This is a genomic window from Marivita hallyeonensis (assembly GCF_900129875.1).
GTDB lineage: Bacteria > Pseudomonadota > Alphaproteobacteria > Rhodobacterales > Rhodobacteraceae > Marivita > Marivita hallyeonensis.
This window is the reverse complement of the sequence record NZ_FQXC01000001.1, coordinates 759,123-777,031: the sequence shown is the minus strand read 5'-3', so window position 1 is coordinate 777,031 and position 17,909 is coordinate 759,123. Positions and strand designations below refer to the sequence as shown.

Below are 17,909 nucleotides of genomic sequence, written 5' to 3'. Positions count from 1 at the left end.
GGAGCACCTGAAGGCGTATTTGAGAGGACAAGGCCTCAGTCTCTGTCGCATTGCGCGAAATCCTGCTCGGGTGTACGCTTTACGTCAATCAATGAGGCAGAGCAGCCCGCATGACCGCGCTGAAGGAATTTCAACGGCTCGAAGCCGCCGGTGTCTGGCGTGCGACGCCCGCTGACCAGCGTAAGGACGTGATCGTTTCGCTGGGCGACGCCTCTCTCACCATTCTTGATCTGCGGGAAAACGTGCTGGCCCATTGGTCGATTGCGGCCGTCGCGCGTGCGAACAAGGGGCAGCGTCCGGCGATCTACCATCCCGACGGAGATCCCGGCGAGACCCTTGAGCTGGATGACAACGGGGTCGAGATGATCGACGCGATCGAACAGCTCCGCACGGCGATTGACAGAACCCGACCGAAGCCCGGAAAACTGCGGCTCTGGATCACCGGCGCGCTGGGCGCTGCGGTGATTGCGGGGATCGTGTTCTGGCTTCCGGACGCGTTGTTGCGGCACACGGTGCAGGTTGTGCCAGCCGTCAAACGGGCAGAGATCGGCGACGCGCTTCTGTCGAGGATCACGCGGATTTCGGGACAGGCCTGCATGACACGGGATGCGCGTGAGCCACTGCGTCGCCTATCCTCGCGTGTGCTTGGGCCGGGTCAGCGCGGTGCCTTGGTTGTTCTGCCTGCCGGTGTCAGGACCACCGCGCACCTGCCGGGCGGACGGATCCTGTTGAACAAGGCGCTGGTCGAAGACCCGGAAGAGCCTGACGTCACGGCGGGCTACATTCTGACTGAACGGCTGCGCGCGCTCACACAGGACCCGCTGGAAGAGATGCTGATCGAAACCGGCCTCTGGTCCAGCCTGCGCCTGCTGACGACCGGAGAATTGCGCGACACCGATCTTGAGCGCTACAGCGAATACCTTCTCAGCAAAGAGCCTATGCCGCTGTCCGACGACGTGGTCCTTGCGGCCTTCGAGACGGCGGAATTGCGGTCGACGCCTTATGCTTATGCGGTTGATATCACGGGCGAAACGACCCTGCCCCTGATCGAGGCGGACCCGATGACGGGGCGCGATCCAAGGCCCGTGCTAAGCGACGCAGACTGGTTGCGGCTGCAGGGCATTTGCGGCGAATAAGGCCCGCGTTCGGCGCTCAGTGGCCGAGACCCTTGCCGCGCCCCACGATCACCGGTTCCTTGATCTCTTGCGGTGCGTTCAGAAGGCGGCGTGGGACGGTGTTGCTCCAGACCTGCTGTGTGGCGCGGTAGCCCTGGCGCGTCTGGTGTGCGCGGTGCGGATTGAGGCGGTCATCCTCCCACGCGCGCCGATACCCCTTGGGCACTGGCGGAAGCGTGTCACCTTGCGCATCGTAGACATGTTTCGGGACGATCCGCTCTTCCCGGACGACCTGTCGGGGCGTGTATTTCTGGTTCGACACGGTCCGGTTGGGGACCGAGCGCACCGTGCGTTGCGGAGCGACGGCCTGCGGCGTGATGATGACCGGCGCGGCTTCGGCGACGGTGACCGTCCGGGTCTGGAAAGTCGGTGTCTGCCCGCAGATCGGCTGCCGATCACGGGACACACGCGGCACCCAATTGACGGCCCCATCGACACCGGCGCGCACGAAGACGCAGCCACGGCTGTCCACGAACTGCCGCCCGTCGAAGCTCGCAGGCGGCGTTTCTGCAGGCGGCCCGACACGGTTGATGCTTTGCGCGGTTGCCCCCGAGGCAAAAAGGCTCATCGCCGCCAACACGGCCAGCGCGGTCACTCTGATAATCGGCATATCTCTGTCCCCACAGATGTGGGGAAAGACTGCCCGCCAGCCCCTTGAGTGTAAAGCGCTATTTCGCGGCCTTATGTATCAAACGCACCAGCCCACTTCGGAGGGTTGAGCGGTGATTAAGGCGTTGGCTCTGGCGCTTGCAATAATTTCACAAGACAAATCCGTCCTCGTGCTGCTCTACCCTGCCACTATGCCCGTTAGGAGTGTCACTCTTGCGAAGGACATCGTAAGCTCTGATTTCCATGCCATCTCTACTTTTGCTCTCGGGCGTGACGCGATATGCCAAAACAGAAATCAACGCGAGATTTGGCCCGCTGTGTCCCAGCATACCACCAATTTGCCTGTGGGTCTGCGGCTTGACCAAAGGCACGCCTGGATAAACAACGGGCAAGTCCGCACGGCGCTCCATGTTAAGGCCGTGCTTCATTTCTTTGATTACATTTCTGACATCTTGCCATGTATAGTACTGAACTGGCCGGACAATGATCATCGCGTCAAAGCCGGGTCTCTTGCCGTGATTGTAAATGGTGTAGTCGCAAACGGTCTCGATTCCTCGGTCATCTTTAAAGCCAAAAAGGTCAATCTCACACGAGAGCCAAGGCCGCTGCTCCGAAATCATGATTTCATTCGCGCGCAGTACGGCAAGGTTCGTTTTGTTGGCTTCGTAGAGTGTTCCGAGAAGCAGCCCGGCAGCGATTACCGTGAAGGCCATCATGATCCATTGTGCCAAACTGTCGTAAAGTCCGAAGCACAACCCAAACCATGGCCCCCATACTGGCTCATTCCCATTGCCGCACTGATTGGAATTGTAGGCTCCTTGGTTTGGGTTATTGGAAATTGCGCTAGCGCTGTCGTGTCCTACGGTCGCAACTGCAAGCGCAAACGCAGCGACACAAAGGCAAACGACTAGCCCACTCGCAAATCCGTTACTCCAACGGCTTTTAAACATGCCAACATAAACGCCGCTGAAAACTTCCCTCTGGACAGCTTGTTGGCGACGTTCACCTCTTTCTCACTGATTCCAATATCAGCAAGCCTTTCAACAAGTTGAGCGTAAGTCACCCCCTTACGTTTCAACTCTGCTTTGAGCAGCCCTGCGGCCATCTTTTCCCACTCGTTCTGATCTGGCATATATCACCTATGATGTAAAACCTAACATTTACGATATATAACCTATTGCAAGCAGTATGTCACTATACTATGTTCGATATGTAGATAACGGATACAGTATAAAATGGCACAGCACTTCCTTCTCTCCGCAGCGTCCCGCACTCTCAGCCTTCGTGCGATCTACAAGGCTGGTGAAGAAGCGGCTTACCAGACGTTCTGCGAAATGCGCTGGCCTGAGACTAATGGCGAAGCGGTTTGCCCGCGTTGCAGCCATGACGAAACCTACAAGATCACCACGCGCCGCAAGTTTAAGTGCAAGGCATGTGCGCACCAGTTCAGCGTTACATCCGGCACCATCTTTGCCAGCCGCAAGATGGACTTTGTGGACCTGCTGGCCGCGATCTGCATTATGGTCAACGCCTCCAAGGGCGTCAGCATGATCCAGCTTTCCCGCGATCTGGACTGCCATTACAAGACAGCCTTCGTGCTGGCCCACAAACTCCGTGAGGCGATGGCGCAAGAGGTCCAGACAGGCGTTGTGCTTGGCGGTCACGTCGAAGTTGATGGCGCATACTTTGGCGGTCACGTTCGCCCTGAGAACGCCAAAGCGGACCGCAAGGACCGCCGTTTGAAAGAGAACCGCTCGGACAAGCGCCGCGTCGTTGTTGCCCTGCGTGAGCGTCAAGGCCGCGTTCTTCCGTTTGTTACCCGCACTGAGGGGGAAGGCGTTGCTCTGGTGAACGAGAATGTTGACCGCATGGCTACTCTGTCGGCAGACGAAGCAAGCCATTGGGACTTGCTGCACGCGGGTTGGGATGTCGAGCGCGTGAACCATAGCGAAATCTACAGCGACCACGGCAAGCACACCAACATGGTCGAAAGCTATTTCTCGCGCCTGCGCCGCATGGTCGTTGGTCAACACCACCACGTCAGCCCGCAGTACCTTCACCAGTACGCGAACCACTCTGCATGGCTGGAAGACAACCGCCGCACCGATAACGGCACTCTGGCACACACGCTGGTCAGCAATGCGATGGGCGCACGGGTTTCACGCAACTGGAAAGGGTATTGGCAACGGGCGGTGTAACGTGCATTGTTCGCGTTACGATTTGTTAACGGACTGTTGATAGCTTGAGTAAGCCCCCGATTCGCAAGTGTATTTCCAAGGTGTTGGGTTGTGGCGGCGCAGGCTTCATAGCTTTAGTGGCTTGCGCTGAGAACTTAGAGAAATATCTTTTTGCCACAGGTACCTTTTGGATCGTCTGTGGTACGATACTTGCGATCTTATGGGGGCTTGAGGCTTTTTGCCGTGAGTCGGGAGACGAAGAATGAATGACGACCACATTAATGCAATTTGCGCGGTATGCGTGTTCTTCGGTGCAATTGTGCCGTGGGCATTGCTGTTGATTGGCGGTGTCATGTCTATCTTTCTTGACAGTGCCTATTGGGGAGAAACGGCAGCATATTTGACGGCCACAGGCTTAATTTTCATGCTTGGGTCTTATGTCCTTAGCAGGATCAGCGATATAGTGGCTTCCCGCAATTAACCTCCACACCCGTCCATCCCGCTGCACCACACCACGCGCCTTGAGCGCTTGCAGCGTGTGAGCAAAGTTGTTCCGCTCGTGCCCTATCGCCTCTGCGATCTGGCGTGACGTGAGCGGACCCTTGCGGAGTTCATCAAGTATCGCCTGCCGTAGCTGACCCTTGCGAAACCGCCTGTTGCGCTTCTCAGGCACTGACAAAGCGTCCAGAGCAAGCCCGCGTAGCCTCATGATGGCTTCGACATGCTCTAGCCCATCAGCATCATTGCGGATGATTTGAGCGCGTAGGTAGTACAGCGAGATATTGATTGTCTCGTCGCTGTGCCTGCCGATTTTCAACTTCTTAATCATACCCCGCATGATGATTCACACGGGGCAGAAGATCCGCTAGATTGTTGGTGCGCTTGATACATAAGGCCGCTATTTCGTCCCGAACATCCGGTCCCCGGCATCGCCGAGGCCCGGGACGATATAGCCAAGCTCGTTCAGGTGGCTGTCCAGCGCCGCTGTGACGATGGGCACGTCGGGGTGGGCTTCTTTCATGCGGGCGACGCCTTCGGGTGCGGCGAGCAGGCAGAGGAAGATGATGTTCTTCGCCCCGGCGCCCTTGACCAGATCGATCGCGGCGACAGAGCTGTTGCCGGTGGCGAGCATCGGGTCGACGATAATGGTCACGCGGTCTTCGAGTTCGGCGGGCACCTTGAAGTAGTACTGCACCGGTTTCAGCGTTTCCTCGTCGCGGTAAAGGCCGACGAAGCCCACTCGCGCCGCCGGGATCAGTTCGAGGATACCGTCGAGCAGGCCGTTGCCCGCGCGCAGGATCGAGATCAGGGCGAGCTTTTTGCCCTCGATCACGGGTGCGTCCATCTCGCAGAGCGGTGTTTCGATGCGCTTCGTCGTGAGAGGCAGATTGCGCGTCACCTCGTAGGCCAGCAAGTGACTGATTTCACGCAGCAACTGCCGGAACGACTTGGTGGACGTGTCTTTCTCGCGCATCAGGCTCAGCTTGTGCTGAACAAGCGGGTGGTCGACGATGGTCAGGTGGTCGGTCATGTGCGCTCCAGTCGTTTCAGGACACGGTCGCGCGTGTCCTCGTCGCAAAAGGCGGCTTTGGCCGCTGTTTCGTTGATGTCGCCGAACACCTCCTCATCCCAGCCGAAGGTCCGGGCGAGGTTGAGGTATTCGTCGCGCATCGTGGTGTGAAAGAAGGGCGGATCGTCGGTCGAGACGGTCACCTTCACACCGCGGTCCCGCAGGTGTTCGATGGGATGTTTGGCAAGGCTCGGGTAGACGCCCAAGGTCACGTTCGATCCGGGGCACACTTCGAGCGTGATCCCGCTCTCGATGATCTCGTCCACCAGTGCGAGATCGTTGATGGCGTGAACGCCGTGGCCGATGCGTTCGACGCGCAGGTCGCGGATCGAGGCCGCCACCGATTGCGCGCCGCCCCACTCGCCCGCATGGGCGGTCAGGCGCAGACCCGCTTCGCGCGCCATGTCAAAGCTGTAGGCGAAGTCTTTGGGCTTGCCCTTCATCTCGTCACCTGCGATGCCGAACCCGGTGATCCAATCTCCCGCCGTTTCAGCCGCGCAGAGCGCCGCCGCCTTGGCCTTTTCGGGTCCGAAATGACGGATGCAGGTGACAATGCCGCGCAGGATGATCCCGCTATCGCGCTCTGCCTCGTTCGCCGCTTCGATGATCGCGTGCAGGTATTCGCGCCACGCACCCACATCGCCGCCGCCGCAGAAATCCGGTGACAGGAAGGTTTCCGAATAGACAACGTCGTTTGCCGCGCTTTCCTCAAGCACGGCTTTGGTCAGGCGGGCGTAATCCTCGGGCGTTTTGAGCACGCTCGTGGCGGCTTCGTAGACGCTCAGGAAATGGACGAAATCGCGGAAGGCATAGCTGCCATCGGGTGTGAACACGCCGTCGAGATTGACGGATTTTTCCTGCGCCAGCCCTTTGATGAAGGCGGGTGGTGCGGCCCCTTCGTGGTGCAGGTGAAGCTCGACCTTGGGCAGGCGTCTGATGCGGTCAAGCTGGTCTTCGTCCATCATAGAAAGCTCTGCCCTGGTCCTTCAGACGCCACGTGAAGATGCGCCGCTATGGAAGCGCCGACATCGACAAATCCGATATGCCCGACCTCTCCGGTTCCGGCACCCGCGATCAGAACCGGCACGCGTTCCCGGGTGTGATCGGTGCCCGTCCATGTCGGGTCGTTGCCATGATCGGCGGTGATGAGCAACAGGTCATCTGACCGAAGGTTGGGAAGCAGCTTGCCGATCTCGGCGTCGAACCACTCCAGCGCGCGGGCATAGCCCGACACATCGCGGCGGTGGCCGTATTTGCTGTCGAACTCCACAAAATTCGCAAAGACCAGAGCGCCGTCCGGCGCAGTGTCGATCTGATGCGCGAGGTGTGTCATGAGATCGGCGTCAGAACCTTTGTGCACCTCGTCGATCCCGGACATCGAGAAGATATCGCCGATTTTGCCAATCGCGATCACCCGCTGCCCCGCGTCCTGCACCCAATTGGTGAGCACGGGTGCTGGGGGAGCAATGGCGTAATCCTTGCGGTTCGTCGTGCGTTCGAAGTTGCCCTCGGTCCCGACGAAGGGACGCGCGATCACCCGCCCAATCCTGCGGTCATGGCACATCGGCGCAAGTTCTTTGCAGAGATTCAGCAGTCGCTCCAATCCGAACGTCTCTTCATGCGCGGCGATCTGCAGAACGCTGTCGGCCGAGGTGTAACAGATCGGATATCCGGTGCGCAGGTGTTCCGCGCCGAAGTCCTCGATCACCTTGATGCCGTTCGAATGGCAGTTGCCAAGGATGCGATCCACCCCCGCCAGTGCACAGATGCGCGCCGTGATGTCTTCGGGGAACGACGGGATTGCGTTCGGCAGGTAGGTCCAGTCCCATGGGACGGGCAGTCCGGCGATTTCCCAGTGTCCTGACGGCGTGTCCTTGCCCTTGGACACTTCGGTCGCGGCGGCCCAGCGCCCGGTGGGCGTCGCGTCCAGCCCCGGCGCTTCCGCCCCGGTGGCAAGGGCGACGGCGCGTCCCAGACCAAGGCGGTCCAGGGTCGGCACGCTCAGGGGGCCGCTTCGACCTTCTTCCGCGTGTCCCTTTGCGCAGGCTTCGGCGATGTGCAGAACCGTGTTGGCTCCGGTGTCGGGGGTGCCGTTATTGAAAAACGCGCCCGCGTCGGGTGCGCCGCCGATCCCGACCGAGTCCATCACGATCAGAAACGCGCGGCTCATGGGATGCGCTCCAGGATCAGCGGTGTGTCCTTTGGGGCTTCTCCGAAAGAGATGGCATCCAACACCTGCGCCTCGGCTTCATCCGCCATCGCTTCGCGCGCGGCGTGAATGCGGGCGAGCGGTTGCCCCTTGCTAACCGTCGCGCCCAAGGCCACCACATCGCTCAGACCGACGGCAGGATCGACGACATCCGTCTCGACCTGTCGCCCTCCGCCCAGGCCGACCACCGCTAGACCAAGCGTTTCGCCGTCAATGGCAGACACCGTGCCACCGGAGGGCGCGAGCACTTCATGAATCACGGGCGCTTCGGGAAGGAACCGCATCCAATCCTCGACAAACCGGACAGGCCCGCCCAACGCGTAGACCATCTCGCCGAACTTCTCTGCCGCCGTCCCGGATTGGATACTTTCGGCGATCTTGGACGCGCCATCATCAATGCCCGCCTGCGCCAGCAACGCGCCGCCCAACTCAACGGTCAGGTCCAGAACGCGACCGGTCTGCACACCTGTGAGGACGCGCATCACCTCGACCACCTCCAAAGCGTTACCGAGGCTCGGCACCAAGGGTTGGGACATGTCTGTGATGAGAGCAGAGGTCGGGCAGCCCGCCGCGTTGGACGTGTCGACCAAAGCCTGCGCCAGCGCGCGTGCATCTTCCTGCGATTTCATGAACGCGCCAGAGCCACACTTGACGTCGAGCACCAGACCTTCCAACCCGGCAGCGAGCTTTTTCGACAGGATGGACGCTGTGATTAGGTCAAGGCTTTCGACGGTTCCCGTCACATCGCGGATCGCGTAGAGGCGCTTGTCCGCCGGGGCGATGTCGGCGCTCGCACTGACGATGGCACAGCCGACCCGCTTGACCACGTCCTTGAGCTGGTCTTCCGAAAGACCTGTGCGATAGCCCGGGATCGCTTCGAGCTTGTCCAGAGTGCCACCGGTATGGCCCAGCCCACGGCCAGAGATCATCGGCACATAGACACCGCACACGGCCAGAGCGGGCGCGAGAATGAGGCTTACGCAGTCACCCACCCCGCCTGTTGAATGCTTGTCGAGCACCGGCGCATCGAGCGCCCATTGCATCACGTCGCCGCTGTCACGCATGGCGATGGTCAACGCGGCGCGTCCGGTGTCGTCCAGCCCGTTCAGGCAGACGCCCATGGCAAACGCCCCGGCCTGCGCATCGCTTACCGTACCGTCGGCCAATCCTTGTGCAAACCACGCGAGCGCCTCTGCACTGGGCGTCTGCCGCTTTCTCAGCGTCGCATTGACGGCCCGCGCATCCATCAGCGGCGCTCCATGTGACCGGCATCGAATGCACCGGGCAGCAAGTCACCGACGGTGGTTTGAAACTCGGCACCGTCGACGGTTGCCAAGGTCACCGGCACTGAACTCTCCGCGAATTCCGCAAGCTTTTGCCGGCATCCGCCGCAAGGCGGCACCGGCTCCGGGCTGTCCGCGACGATATAGGCTTCAGCAATCTCGCGATCGCCGGCGGCGATCATGGCCGCAATCGCACCAGCCTCGGCGCAGGTGCCTTCGGGATAGGCCACGTTTTCCACGTTGCAGCCGACGTATACCGCGCCGGATATCGAGCGCAGGGCGGCTCCGACCTTGAAATTCGAATAAGGCGCATGGGCGTTTTCGCGAACCGCCCGTGCCGAACTCTTGAGATCCATCCTCGCCCCCTGCTCTGGTAGGCGTCATGATTGCGAGGCTGGACGCCTGATTGCAAGGGGCTGGTGGAACCGTCCGCGCTCCCGTCGCGTTGATTGCGCAATGAAGGAGGTACCTCATGCCGATGCAAAATAGTGTTGTGCTTGATCCATCCGCTGGATTGGGCCCGGACCCTGAGACAGAAATGACCGAGAAACAGAAGGTCAAGCTTCGCGAGTTGGCCGAGCGCGCCGATGAACCGTTCGACGGAAGCCTGACCGAACGTCAGGCCGCGCGGCGGATCGCCTATCTGGAAGAATATCTGAACTAAGCAGAGGTTGCTTGAAAGGAGCGCGCTACGGTGCGCTCTTTTCCTTTCCGAATATGTGGTTTAATACTAAACCAAATTTTCGGGGAGCTTCACATGTCAGAGACTGGCAACGAAGCGCTGCGTCAGGCAGCGCTCTTTTATCACGAACACCCTAAGCCCGGAAAACTGGAAATCCGCGCCACCAAACCGCTGGCCAACGGGCGCGATCTTGCGCGCGCCTACAGCCCGGGCGTCGCCGAGGCCTGCCTTGAAATCAAGGCGGATCCTGGAAATGCGGCGCGCTACACCTCGCGCGGCAACTTGGTTGCCGTGGTTTCAAACGGCTCGGCTGTGCTCGGCCTCGGCGATATCGGGGCGCTCGCGTCGAAGCCAGTGATGGAGGGCAAGGCGGTCCTATTCAAGAAATTCGCCAATATCGACTGCTTCGATATCGAGGTGAACGAAAGCGACCCCGAAAAACTGGCCGACATCGTCTGTGCACTTGAACCGACCTTTGGGGCGATCAACCTCGAGGACATCAAAGCCCCGGATTGTTTCGTGGTCGAAAAGCTCTGCCGCGAACGGATGGGCATCCCGGTCTTCCACGACGATCAGCACGGCACCGCCATTGTCGTGGGCGCGGCGGCCACGAACGCTCTGTACGTCACGAAAAAGTCCTTTGAAGACATCAAGATCGTGTCCACGGGCGGGGGTGCTGCCGGGATTGCCTGCTTGAACATGCTGCTCAAGCTGGGGGTGAAGCGCGAAAACATCTGGCTCTGCGATATTCACGGTCTGGTCTACGAGGGTCGGACCGAGGACATGAACCCGCAGAAGGCCGCTTTCGCGCAGAAAACAGACCTGCGCACGCTGGATGATGTGATCGACGGCGCCGACTTGTTTCTGGGGCTGAGCGGTCCCAACGTCCTGAAGCCCGAGATGGTCGCGAAGATGGCGGACGAGCCGATCATCTTCGCGCTGGCCAATCCGAACCCGGAGATTGAGCCCGATGTGGTCCGAAAGGTGGCCCCAAAGGCGATCATTGCCACGGGCCGCAGCGACTATCCCAATCAGGTCAACAACGTCTTGTGCTTCCCGTTCATCTTCCGGGGTGCGCTCGATGTGGGCGCGACCGAAATCAACGACGAGATGGAAGTTGCGTGCGTCGAGGGCATCGCCAAGCTGGCCCGCGCGACCACAAGCGCCGAAGCCGCGGCGGCCTATCGGGGTGAGCAGCTCACCTTTGGGCCGGAGTACCTGATCCCCAAACCGTTTGACCCGCGCCTGTCGGGCGTCGTGTCCACGGCGGTGGCAAAGGCCGCCATGGAGTCGGGCGTCGCCCTGCGGCCCCTGGATGACCTCAAGGCCTACAAGGCGCGGCTCGACGCCAGCGTCTACAAATCCGCGCTTCTGATGCGACCGGTGTTCGAGGCGGCCGCGACCGGATCGCGCCGGATCGTCTTTGCCGAAGGCGAGGACGAGCGCGTGCTGCGCGCGGCGCAGGCGATCCTTGAGGAAACCACGGAAACGCCAATCCTGATCGGCCGTCCCGAGGTGATCGCGTCGCGCTGTGAACGATTGGGGCTGGAGATCCGGCCCGACCGCGATTTCACCATCGTGAACCCGGAAAACGACCCACGCTACCGCGATTACTGGGGCACCTATCACCAGATCATGGCGCGGCGCGGCGTCACCCCGGACCTGGCCCGTGCGATCATGCGGACCAACACCACCGCCATCGGCGCAGTGATGGTGTACCGCGAAGAGGCCGACAGCCTGATCTGCGGCACCTTTGGGGAATACCGCTGGCATCTGAGCTATGTGAACCAGGTTTTGGGCAACGAGCGTTTCGCGCCGCACGGCGCGCTGAGCATGATGATCCTCGAGGACGGCCCGCTGTTCATCGCCGACACCCATGTCCATTCCCTGCCCACGCCAGAAGAGCTGGCCCTCAGCGCGATCGGCGCGGCGCGGCATGTGCGACGGTTCGGCCTGACGCCCAACATCGCCTTCTGTTCGCAGTCGCAATTCGGCAATCAGGCCGAAGGATCCGGCAAGCGCCTGCGGGCGGCGATCGAGCTTCTGGATTCCAAACCGCGCGACTTCTGTTACGAGGGCGAGATGAACGTCGACGCCGCCCTCGATCCCGAGCTGCGCGAACGTCTGCTGCCCGCCAATCGGATGCAGGGTAGCGCGAATGTGCTGATCTTCGGTCATGCGGATGCGGCGTCGGCCACGCGGAACATCCTCAAGATGAAAGCGGGCGGGCTCGAGGTCGGTCCGATCCTCATGGGCATGGGCAATCGCGTGCATGTGGTCACGCCGGGGATCACGCCGCGCGGATTGCTGAACATGGCCGCGATCGCCGGGACACCGGTCGCGCGCTATGGGTAGGCCCTCCGTCACCGGAGGGCCGGTTTCGATCCATCGAAACACGCCCCGGCTCTGCCGGGGGTCGCCCTCCCGCGCGGGAGGGCTGCGTTTCGGGGGACCGAAACGCTAGCTCAGGTTTTCGAGAAACGCCTCGGCCTCGGACAAGATGGTTTTTTTCCGGTCCTCATCCATCCTCCGCCAGTTCGCGTAGATCTGGTTCATTCGTTGGTTGCCGCTGAACTTTTCGGAATGCCGATCGAGGAATTGCCAGTAAAGCAGGTTGAACGGGCAGGCATCCGGGCCAGTCTTGTCATTTACCTTGTAACGGCAGGATTTGCAGTAATCCGACATGCGGTTGATGTAAGCCCCGGATGACACATAGGGTTTCGACGCGATGATCCCGTCATCGGCGAACTGGCTCATGCCGATGACGTTGGGCGCCTCGACCCATTCAAAGGCGTCGATGTAGACGCGAAGATACCACTCGTGCACCTCATGCGGATTGATCCCGGCGAGCAGGGCGAAATTGCCGGTCACCATCAGGCGCTGGATATGGTGGGCATACGCCTCTTCCGCCGTCTGGGTGATGGCTTTCGACAGGCAATTCATGTCGGTCTCGCCGGTCCAGTAGAACTCGGGCAGCTTGCGCTGGTGATTGAGCGCGTTGCGGCGCGGGTAGTCGGGGCCTTCGCGGAAGTAGATGCGACGCACGTATTCGCGCCAGCCAATGATCTGGCGGATGAAGCCTTCCACCGCGTTGAGCGGCGCGTGCCCGTCCTTGTAAGCCTCCTCGGCGGCGCGGCAAACCTCCATCGGGTCGAGCAGACCGACATTGAGGTAGGGCGAAATCAGCGCGTGATAGAGGAAGCGATTGTCGTTCATCATCGCGTCCTGAAAATCGCCAAAGCGCGGCAGGGCGTAGGTGATGAAATGCGTCAAGGCGCGACGCGCCTGGGTCTGATCGGTGGCGAACCAGAACGGGCGCAGTTGGCCAAAGCTGTTGCCGAAGCGTGCTTCAACGAGGTCGAGCACCTCCTCTACCGTGTCATCCGGCGTGAATTGCATCGGACCAGAGAAGGCGATGTCCTCCGGCGCGGGTTTGCGGTTTTCGGCGTCGTAGTTCCACTTGCCGCCTTCCGGCTGATCTCCGTCCATCAGAAGGCCCGTCTTGCGGCGCATATCGCGGTAGAAATACTCCATCCGCAGCGCTTTGCGGCCCTCGGCCCAGGCGTCGAATTCCTCTTGCGTGCTGACGAACCGGTCGTCGGGCAACATCGTCAGCCTGAGCGGCATGTCCTCGAGCGCTTCGATCAACCGCCATTCGCCGGGTTGGGTGGCGATCACTTCTGACGCGCCGGTTTCCTCCGCGCGACGCAACAGTTCGCCGGGGATGGACCCGGCGTTTTCGGAGTCGTCCAATTGGGTATACCGCACGTCCCAACCGTCGTCGCGCAAGCGCTTGGCAAACTTGCGCATCGCGGCGAAGATGAAAGCGATCTTCTTGGGGTGGTGCTGTACATAGGTGGCCTCGTCCGAGACCTCGGCCATGACCACGATGTCGGAGTCCTTGTCCGACGCGGCAAGTGCCGCCACGGTGTCTGTCAGCTGGTCCCCAAGCACCAAAACAAGGCGGCTCACCACGGCACCTCTTTGCCTTGCCAGTCGAAGAAGCCGCCTGAGTTGTCAACTGTTAACTCGTTAATGACGCTTAACAAATTCGCCGCCGCCTCGTCCGGCGGCACGGTCGGATGCTGATCGGCGTATTTCTCGGTGAACTTCGTGGCCACGGTTCCGGGATGCAGCGCCACGCAGATCGTGTCTTTATGCGTCCGCGCGATTTCGATCGCGGCGCCGTGGATCATCTGGTTCAACGCCGCCTTCGATGTGCGGTAGCTGTACCATCCGCCAAGACGGTTGTCGCCGATGGACCCGACGCGCGCGGACAGGGCCGCGAACACCGACCGGCCCTTTCTTGGCAAGTGTTTCAGACTGTGTTTGAGCACCAGCGATGGGCCGATGGTGTTCAGCTTGAACTGGTCCAGCATCGCGTCTGCGGTTACATGCCGGAGCGTCTTTTCCGGTTCGGCCCCGTTGATCTCGAGCGCACCGCTGGCCACGAAGATCAGGTCGAACGGGCCTTCCAGAGCGCCAAGGTGGGACGCGACGCTGGCCTCGTCCGTCACGTCGAGCCCGTGTTCGCTCCGGGACAAGCCGGTGACAGTGACACCGCGCTCCGCCAGGGCCGCGCTCATGGCAGAACCGATCCCGCCGCTGCTTCCGATGATAAGTGCGTTTTCCATGACCCCGCCAACTAGGCTTGCGCCGGGGCGGGTCAACGGCTCAGACGAAGCCGCGCCAGCGCAGGACAAGGATAAGCAGCCCAATCACCGCGAGGATATTCAATGCGACGCTGCCCAGGATCGACAGGGCCACGCCTTTGCGGCGGTCCTTTACGTCGATGGCGCGGAGGAAGGCCGCGGCTCTCTCATAGGCCGCATGTGTGGCCTTCGGATCCATCCGCAATCCAAGTTTGGGGTTGTCCGCCATCGCCTCGGCCCGCGCCACGCTCGCAATGTCGTTGCGAACTCCGATTGGCAGGCGCCGTCCCGCCTTGGCCGCGCGGTGCGCAAGCGTCCCGCGCTTTAGCCCGAGGCGGTTTGCCATCAGGTCCCTCAGGCTGTCCGCTTGCGTCGCTATGGTTTCGTTCCGGTCCATGCGTCAGTCCTAAGCCGCCGCTTCGTCTTGCTCAAGACCACACACGCGCAGTAAGAGGCGGGCATGTTGCACACGCTCACAAACCCGTCGGACGGTTCGTCCACCCCGGTGTTGATCGTACACGGCCTGTTCGGCTCCGGCCGAAACTGGGGTGTGATCGGCAAGCGACTGTCGGATCGCGGCCCGGTCATCGCGGTCGACATGCGCAACCACGGCGACAGTTTCTGGTCGGACAGTCACAGCTACCCGGATATGGCTGAGGATCTGGCCGACGTCATCGCGGCGCATAGCGCGCCGATGGACGTGGTCGGCCATTCCATGGGGGGCAAGGCGGCGATGATGCTCGCGCTCACGCGACCCGATCTGGTCAACCGTTTGCTGGTCGCCGACATTGCACCGGTGACCTACTCGCATTCACAGGCGCACTTCATCAACGCGATGAAGGCTGTCGATCTGTCCAAGGTCGAAAAACGCTCTGACGCCTCCGCGCAGTTGGCCGCGACGGTGGAAGACCCGGCGCTTCAGGCGTTCTTCACGCAATCGCTGGACCTCAAAGAGAAGCGGTGGAAGCTGAACCTCGATGCGCTGGCGGCTGAAATGCCCAAGGTCCTGGGCTTCCCGCAAATTGATCGCACATTCGAGAAACCGACACTTTTTCTGTCGGGCGGCAAGTCGGACTATGTCCTGCCCGAGCATCGCCCGGTGATCCGCGCGCTGTTTCCTAAAGCGCGCTTTGCCAAGATGCCGGACGCCGGGCACTGGCTGCACGCGGAAAACCCGCGCGCGTTCGAGGCCTCCGTTCGGGCGTTTCTCGATGCGGGTCAGTAGCCGCGGCAGGACGTCTCGGATCGCGTCGCGAACGCAGTGTAGCGCTCCCAGAAGGCGTCGTCTGATGGGGTTTTCGACATCTTGACGTCCATCGCGCGCTGCGGGTCGCGGAAGAACCGCGCCGCCTTGCGCTGATCCGCGCCCGACAGGGACCGGTCCGCCACGGTCTGAATGCACCCGCACAGGCGCGAATTGCGCGCCTTTCGATCCGATGTGAGACAGGCCCGGCTGATCGGACCGCTGGACAACCGCGTCACGGTACCGCTGTCGCCCCCGTCGAACCGGGAGCCGCCACATCCCGCCGCCAAGGCCAAGACCATCATCGCAAGTAAGAGTTTCATGCCGCCTGCTCGCTTTGCAACGTTCCGCGTGCGGGTCTGACGCCCAGGTTTTGCGGAACAACGATGCCGGGAGCATGCCGCAAACGACGCGGCTTTTCAAATCACCTTTTGTCAATCGATGCGCGGCTGACGCGCCACCTTGACCGGACCCCAAAACCGCATCATATCCGCCCCATGACAGAGCTTTCGCGCATCCGCAACTTCTCCATCGTTGCCCATATCGACCACGGGAAATCCACCCTGGCCGACCGCTTGATTCAATCGACCAACACGGTCGCGGACCGGGACATGAAAGAGCAACTGCTCGACAGCATGGATATCGAGCGCGAGCGCGGCATCACGATCAAGGCCAACACCGTGCGCATTGAATACAAGGCGCAGGATGGTGAGACCTACGTTCTGAACCTCATCGACACGCCGGGGCATGTGGATTTCGGCTACGAGGTCAGCCGGTCGATGCAGGCGGTCGAGGGATCGCTTCTGGTGGTGGACGCGAGCCAGGGCGTCGAGGCGCAAACGCTGGCGAACGTGTATCAGGCCATCGACGCCGACCACGAGATCGTGCCGGTTCTGAACAAGGTGGACCTGCCGGCCGCCGAACCCGACCGTGTGCGCGAGCAGATCGAGGACGTGATCGGGATCGAAGCGCATGACGCGGTCGAGATCAGCGCGAAGACAGGTCTGGGCATTCCGGACGTGCTGGAAGCCATTGTGCACCGTCTGCCCGCGCCGAAACAGGGTGACCCCAACGCGCCGCTCAAGGCGATGCTGGTGGACAGCAAGTACGACCAGTACTTGGGCGTGATCTGTATCGTGCGGATCATCGAGGGCACGCTCAAAAAGGGCGACCGCATCCGCATGATGAAGACGGGCGGCACCTATGACGTGGACGATGTGGGCGTCTACCGCCCGGCGATGACATCGGTAGAGTCGCTTGGACCGGGCGAGATCGGCTACCTCAACGCGTCGATCAAGCAGGTGCGCGACACCCGCGTCGGTGACACCATCACACATGAGAAGCGTCAGACCGAAACGCCCCTGCCCGGTTTCAAACCCTCCGTCCCGGTGGTGTTCTGCGGACTGTTCCCGGTCGATTCCGCCGAATTCGAAGACCTGCGCGAGGCCATCGACAAACTGGCGCTGAACGATGCGTCCTTCTCGTACGAGATGGAAAGCTCCGCCGCATTGGGCTTCGGTTTCCGCTGCGGGTTCTTGGGGCTCTTGCACCTCGAAGTGGTGCGCGACCGGATCGAGCGCGAGTATGACATCGAGCTCATCACCACCGCGCCGAGCGTGATCTATCACGTCTACATGAAAGACGGCGAGATGATCGAGCTGCACAACCCGGCCGACATGCCCGACCTGTCGAAGGTCGATCACCTTGAGGAGCCGCGCATCAAGGCGACGATTCTGGTGCCGGACGATTTCCTTGGCGACGTGCTGAAGCTCTGCCAGGACCGCCGCGGCATCCAGCTCGACCTGACCTATGCCGGCAGCCGTGCGATGGTGGTTTACGACCTGCCGCTCAACGAGGTTGTGTTCGATTTCTACGACCGGCTGAAATCGGTGACGAAGGGCTATGCGTCGTTTGATTATCAGATGATCGGCTACCGCGAGGACAATCTCGTGAAGATGCAGATCCTCGTGAACGACGAACCGGTGGATGCCTTGTCAACGATGGTCCACCGGGATCGCGCCGAGATGCGGGGCCGCGCGATGTGCGAGAAGCTAAAAGACCTGATCCCGCGCCACATGTTCAAGATCCCGATCCAGGCAGCGATTGGCGGCAAGGTCATCGCACGTGAGACCCTGGCGGCGTTGCGCAAGGACGTGACGGCCAAGTGTTATGGCGGGGATGCCACCCGGAAGAAGAAGCTGCTGGAAAAGCAGAAAGCCGGTAAGAAAAAGATGCGCCAGTTTGGGCGGGTCGATATCCCGCAAGAGGCGTTTATTTCGGCCTTGAAGATGGATAGTTGAATAGAGCTT

General features: G+C 61.1%; 19 protein-coding genes. 6 read left to right on the top strand and 13 right to left on the bottom strand.

All coding sequences use genetic code 11. From position 1 onward, the window contains the following. Positions 1-110 precede the first annotated feature (110 nt). Positions 111-1,136, top strand: coding sequence for a hypothetical protein (locus tag BUA42_RS03910; RefSeq protein WP_072776357.1), 1,026 nt, complete (start codon positions 111-113; stop codon positions 1,134-1,136). 16 nt (positions 1,137-1,152) lie between these two features. Here BUA42_RS03910 and BUA42_RS03905 read toward each other — a convergent pair whose 3' ends face one another. The 3 genes from BUA42_RS03905 to BUA42_RS03895 all read right to left on the bottom strand — a co-directional run bounded on the left by BUA42_RS03905 (position 1,153) and on the right by BUA42_RS03895 (position 2,916). Continuing rightward, positions 1,153-1,785 (bottom strand): hypothetical protein, encoded by a 633-nt coding sequence (locus tag BUA42_RS03905; RefSeq protein WP_072776356.1) that lies wholly within the window; start codon positions 1,783-1,785, stop codon positions 1,153-1,155. A gap of 148 nt (positions 1,786-1,933) precedes the next feature. Beyond that, positions 1,934-2,515, bottom strand: coding sequence for a hypothetical protein (locus BUA42_RS03900; protein WP_218588607.1), 582 nt, complete (start codon positions 2,513-2,515; stop codon positions 1,934-1,936). Between the two features lie 176 nt (positions 2,516-2,691). Then, complete coding sequence (locus tag BUA42_RS03895) at positions 2,692-2,916, bottom strand: DUF6471 domain-containing protein (RefSeq protein WP_072776354.1); 225 nt, start codon at positions 2,914-2,916, stop codon at positions 2,692-2,694. A 103-nt stretch (positions 2,917-3,019) separates the two neighbouring features. Here BUA42_RS03895 and BUA42_RS03890 point away from each other — a divergent pair, with 103 nt between their 5' ends. After that, entirely contained in the window at positions 3,020-3,982 is a 963-nt protein-coding gene (locus BUA42_RS03890) for an IS1595 family transposase (protein ID WP_072776353.1), read from the top strand. A 394-nt stretch (positions 3,983-4,376) separates the two neighbouring features. On the opposite strand, the gene BUA42_RS03885 is transcribed toward BUA42_RS03890, so the two are convergent. The 6 genes from BUA42_RS03885 to BUA42_RS03860 form a co-directional block, all read right to left on the bottom strand. Further along, the gene (locus BUA42_RS03885) at positions 4,377-4,790 is read right to left on the bottom strand and encodes a hypothetical protein (RefSeq protein ID WP_143152607.1); all 414 of its coding nucleotides are present in this window, start codon (positions 4,788-4,790) and stop codon (positions 4,377-4,379) included. A gap of 69 nt (positions 4,791-4,859) precedes the next feature. Beyond that, positions 4,860-5,492 (bottom strand): uracil phosphoribosyltransferase, encoded by a 633-nt coding sequence (gene upp, locus BUA42_RS03880; RefSeq protein WP_072776351.1) that lies wholly within the window; start codon positions 5,490-5,492, stop codon positions 4,860-4,862. Beyond that, positions 5,489-6,496 (bottom strand): adenosine deaminase, encoded by a 1,008-nt coding sequence (locus BUA42_RS03875; RefSeq protein ID WP_425435018.1) that lies wholly within the window; start codon positions 6,494-6,496, stop codon positions 5,489-5,491. Before BUA42_RS03875 ends, upp begins: the two co-directional genes overlap by 4 nt. Next, positions 6,493-7,701, bottom strand: a complete 1,209-nt coding sequence (locus tag BUA42_RS03870; protein ID WP_072776350.1) for a phosphopentomutase — start codon at positions 7,699-7,701, stop codon at positions 6,493-6,495. Before BUA42_RS03870 ends, BUA42_RS03875 begins: the two co-directional genes overlap by 4 nt. Beyond that, a complete protein-coding gene (locus tag BUA42_RS03865; RefSeq protein ID WP_072776349.1) occupies positions 7,698-8,987 on the bottom strand; it encodes a thymidine phosphorylase in 1,290 nt (429 codons plus the stop codon). Before BUA42_RS03865 ends, BUA42_RS03870 begins: the two co-directional genes overlap by 4 nt. Continuing rightward, positions 8,987-9,379, bottom strand: coding sequence for a cytidine deaminase (locus tag BUA42_RS03860; RefSeq protein ID WP_072776348.1), 393 nt, complete (start codon positions 9,377-9,379; stop codon positions 8,987-8,989). Before BUA42_RS03860 ends, BUA42_RS03865 begins: the two co-directional genes overlap by 1 nt. A 116-nt stretch (positions 9,380-9,495) precedes the next feature. On the opposite strand from BUA42_RS03860, the gene BUA42_RS03855 reads away from it, so the two are divergent. Both BUA42_RS03855 and BUA42_RS03850 read left to right on the top strand, forming a co-directional pair. After that, positions 9,496-9,687: a DUF3072 domain-containing protein gene (locus BUA42_RS03855; RefSeq protein WP_072776347.1), complete on the top strand. Its 192-nt coding sequence runs from the start codon at positions 9,496-9,498 to the stop codon at positions 9,685-9,687. A gap of 93 nt (positions 9,688-9,780) precedes the next feature. Beyond that, positions 9,781-12,060: an NADP-dependent malic enzyme gene (locus BUA42_RS03850; RefSeq protein ID WP_072776346.1), complete on the top strand. Its 2,280-nt coding sequence runs from the start codon at positions 9,781-9,783 to the stop codon at positions 12,058-12,060. 105 nt (positions 12,061-12,165) lie between these two features. On the opposite strand, the gene BUA42_RS03845 is transcribed toward BUA42_RS03850, so the two are convergent. Genes BUA42_RS03845 through BUA42_RS03835 form a run of 3 tightly spaced genes read right to left on the bottom strand, consistent with a single transcriptional unit; the run spans position 12,166 to position 14,754 of the window. Further along, a complete protein-coding gene (locus BUA42_RS03845; RefSeq protein ID WP_072776345.1) occupies positions 12,166-13,680 on the bottom strand; it encodes a cryptochrome/photolyase family protein in 1,515 nt (504 codons plus the stop codon). Further along, positions 13,674-14,339 (bottom strand): SDR family NAD(P)-dependent oxidoreductase, encoded by a 666-nt coding sequence (locus tag BUA42_RS03840; RefSeq protein ID WP_072776344.1) that lies wholly within the window; start codon positions 14,337-14,339, stop codon positions 13,674-13,676. The genes BUA42_RS03845 and BUA42_RS03840 overlap by 7 nt, the downstream gene beginning before the upstream one ends. A gap of 40 nt (positions 14,340-14,379) precedes the next feature. Next, the gene (locus BUA42_RS03835; RefSeq protein WP_072776343.1) at positions 14,380-14,754 is read right to left on the bottom strand and encodes a hypothetical protein; all 375 of its coding nucleotides are present in this window, start codon (positions 14,752-14,754) and stop codon (positions 14,380-14,382) included. Positions 14,755-14,817: 63 nt separating this feature from the next. Between BUA42_RS03835 and BUA42_RS03830 the strand changes: the two genes are divergently transcribed. After that, complete coding sequence (locus BUA42_RS03830) at positions 14,818-15,582, top strand: alpha/beta fold hydrolase (protein WP_072776342.1); 765 nt, start codon at positions 14,818-14,820, stop codon at positions 15,580-15,582. On the opposite strand, the gene BUA42_RS03825 is transcribed toward BUA42_RS03830, so the two are convergent. After that, entirely contained in the window at positions 15,576-15,923 is a 348-nt protein-coding gene (locus tag BUA42_RS03825; protein WP_072776341.1) for a hypothetical protein, read from the bottom strand. The two genes, BUA42_RS03830 and BUA42_RS03825, sit on opposite strands and share 7 nt — an antisense overlap. 174 nt (positions 15,924-16,097) lie before the next feature. Between BUA42_RS03825 and lepA the strand changes: the two genes are divergently transcribed. Beyond that, positions 16,098-17,900, top strand: a complete 1,803-nt coding sequence (gene lepA / locus BUA42_RS03820; protein ID WP_072776726.1) for a translation elongation factor 4 — start codon at positions 16,098-16,100, stop codon at positions 17,898-17,900. Positions 17,901-17,909 lie beyond the last annotated feature (9 nt).

Bases quoted from the DNA above. Each gene is read 5' to 3' on its own strand.
- BUA42_RS03910 (WP_072776357.1), top strand. From the start codon at position 111: ATGACCGCGCTGAAGGAATTTCAACGGCTCGAAGCCGCCGGTGTCTGG.
- BUA42_RS03905 (WP_072776356.1), bottom strand. From the start codon at position 1,785: ATGCCGATTATCAGAGTGACCGCGCTGGCCGTGTTGGCGGCGATGAGC.
- BUA42_RS03895 (WP_072776354.1), bottom strand. From the start codon at position 2,916: ATGCCAGATCAGAACGAGTGGGAAAAGATGGCCGCAGGGCTGCTCAAA.
- BUA42_RS03890 (WP_072776353.1), top strand. From the start codon at position 3,020: ATGGCACAGCACTTCCTTCTCTCCGCAGCGTCCCGCACTCTCAGCCTT.
- BUA42_RS03885 (WP_143152607.1), bottom strand. From the start codon at position 4,790: ATGATTAAGAAGTTGAAAATCGGCAGGCACAGCGACGAGACAATCAAT.
- upp (WP_072776351.1), bottom strand. From the start codon at position 5,492: ATGACCGACCACCTGACCATCGTCGACCACCCGCTTGTTCAGCACAAG.
- BUA42_RS03875 (WP_425435018.1), bottom strand. From the start codon at position 6,496: ATGATGGACGAAGACCAGCTTGACCGCATCAGACGCCTGCCCAAGGTC.
- BUA42_RS03870 (WP_072776350.1), bottom strand. From the start codon at position 7,701: ATGAGCCGCGCGTTTCTGATCGTGATGGACTCGGTCGGGATCGGCGGC.
- BUA42_RS03865 (WP_072776349.1), bottom strand. From the start codon at position 8,987: ATGGATGCGCGGGCCGTCAATGCGACGCTGAGAAAGCGGCAGACGCCC.
- BUA42_RS03860 (WP_072776348.1), bottom strand. From the start codon at position 9,379: ATGGATCTCAAGAGTTCGGCACGGGCGGTTCGCGAAAACGCCCATGCG.
- BUA42_RS03855 (WP_072776347.1), top strand. From the start codon at position 9,496: ATGCCGATGCAAAATAGTGTTGTGCTTGATCCATCCGCTGGATTGGGC.
- BUA42_RS03850 (WP_072776346.1), top strand. From the start codon at position 9,781: ATGTCAGAGACTGGCAACGAAGCGCTGCGTCAGGCAGCGCTCTTTTAT.
- BUA42_RS03840 (WP_072776344.1), bottom strand. From the start codon at position 14,339: ATGGAAAACGCACTTATCATCGGAAGCAGCGGCGGGATCGGTTCTGCC.
- BUA42_RS03835 (WP_072776343.1), bottom strand. From the start codon at position 14,754: ATGGACCGGAACGAAACCATAGCGACGCAAGCGGACAGCCTGAGGGAC.
- BUA42_RS03830 (WP_072776342.1), top strand. From the start codon at position 14,818: ATGTTGCACACGCTCACAAACCCGTCGGACGGTTCGTCCACCCCGGTG.
- BUA42_RS03825 (WP_072776341.1), bottom strand. From the start codon at position 15,923: ATGAAACTCTTACTTGCGATGATGGTCTTGGCCTTGGCGGCGGGATGT.
- lepA (WP_072776726.1), top strand. From the start codon at position 16,098: ATGACAGAGCTTTCGCGCATCCGCAACTTCTCCATCGTTGCCCATATC.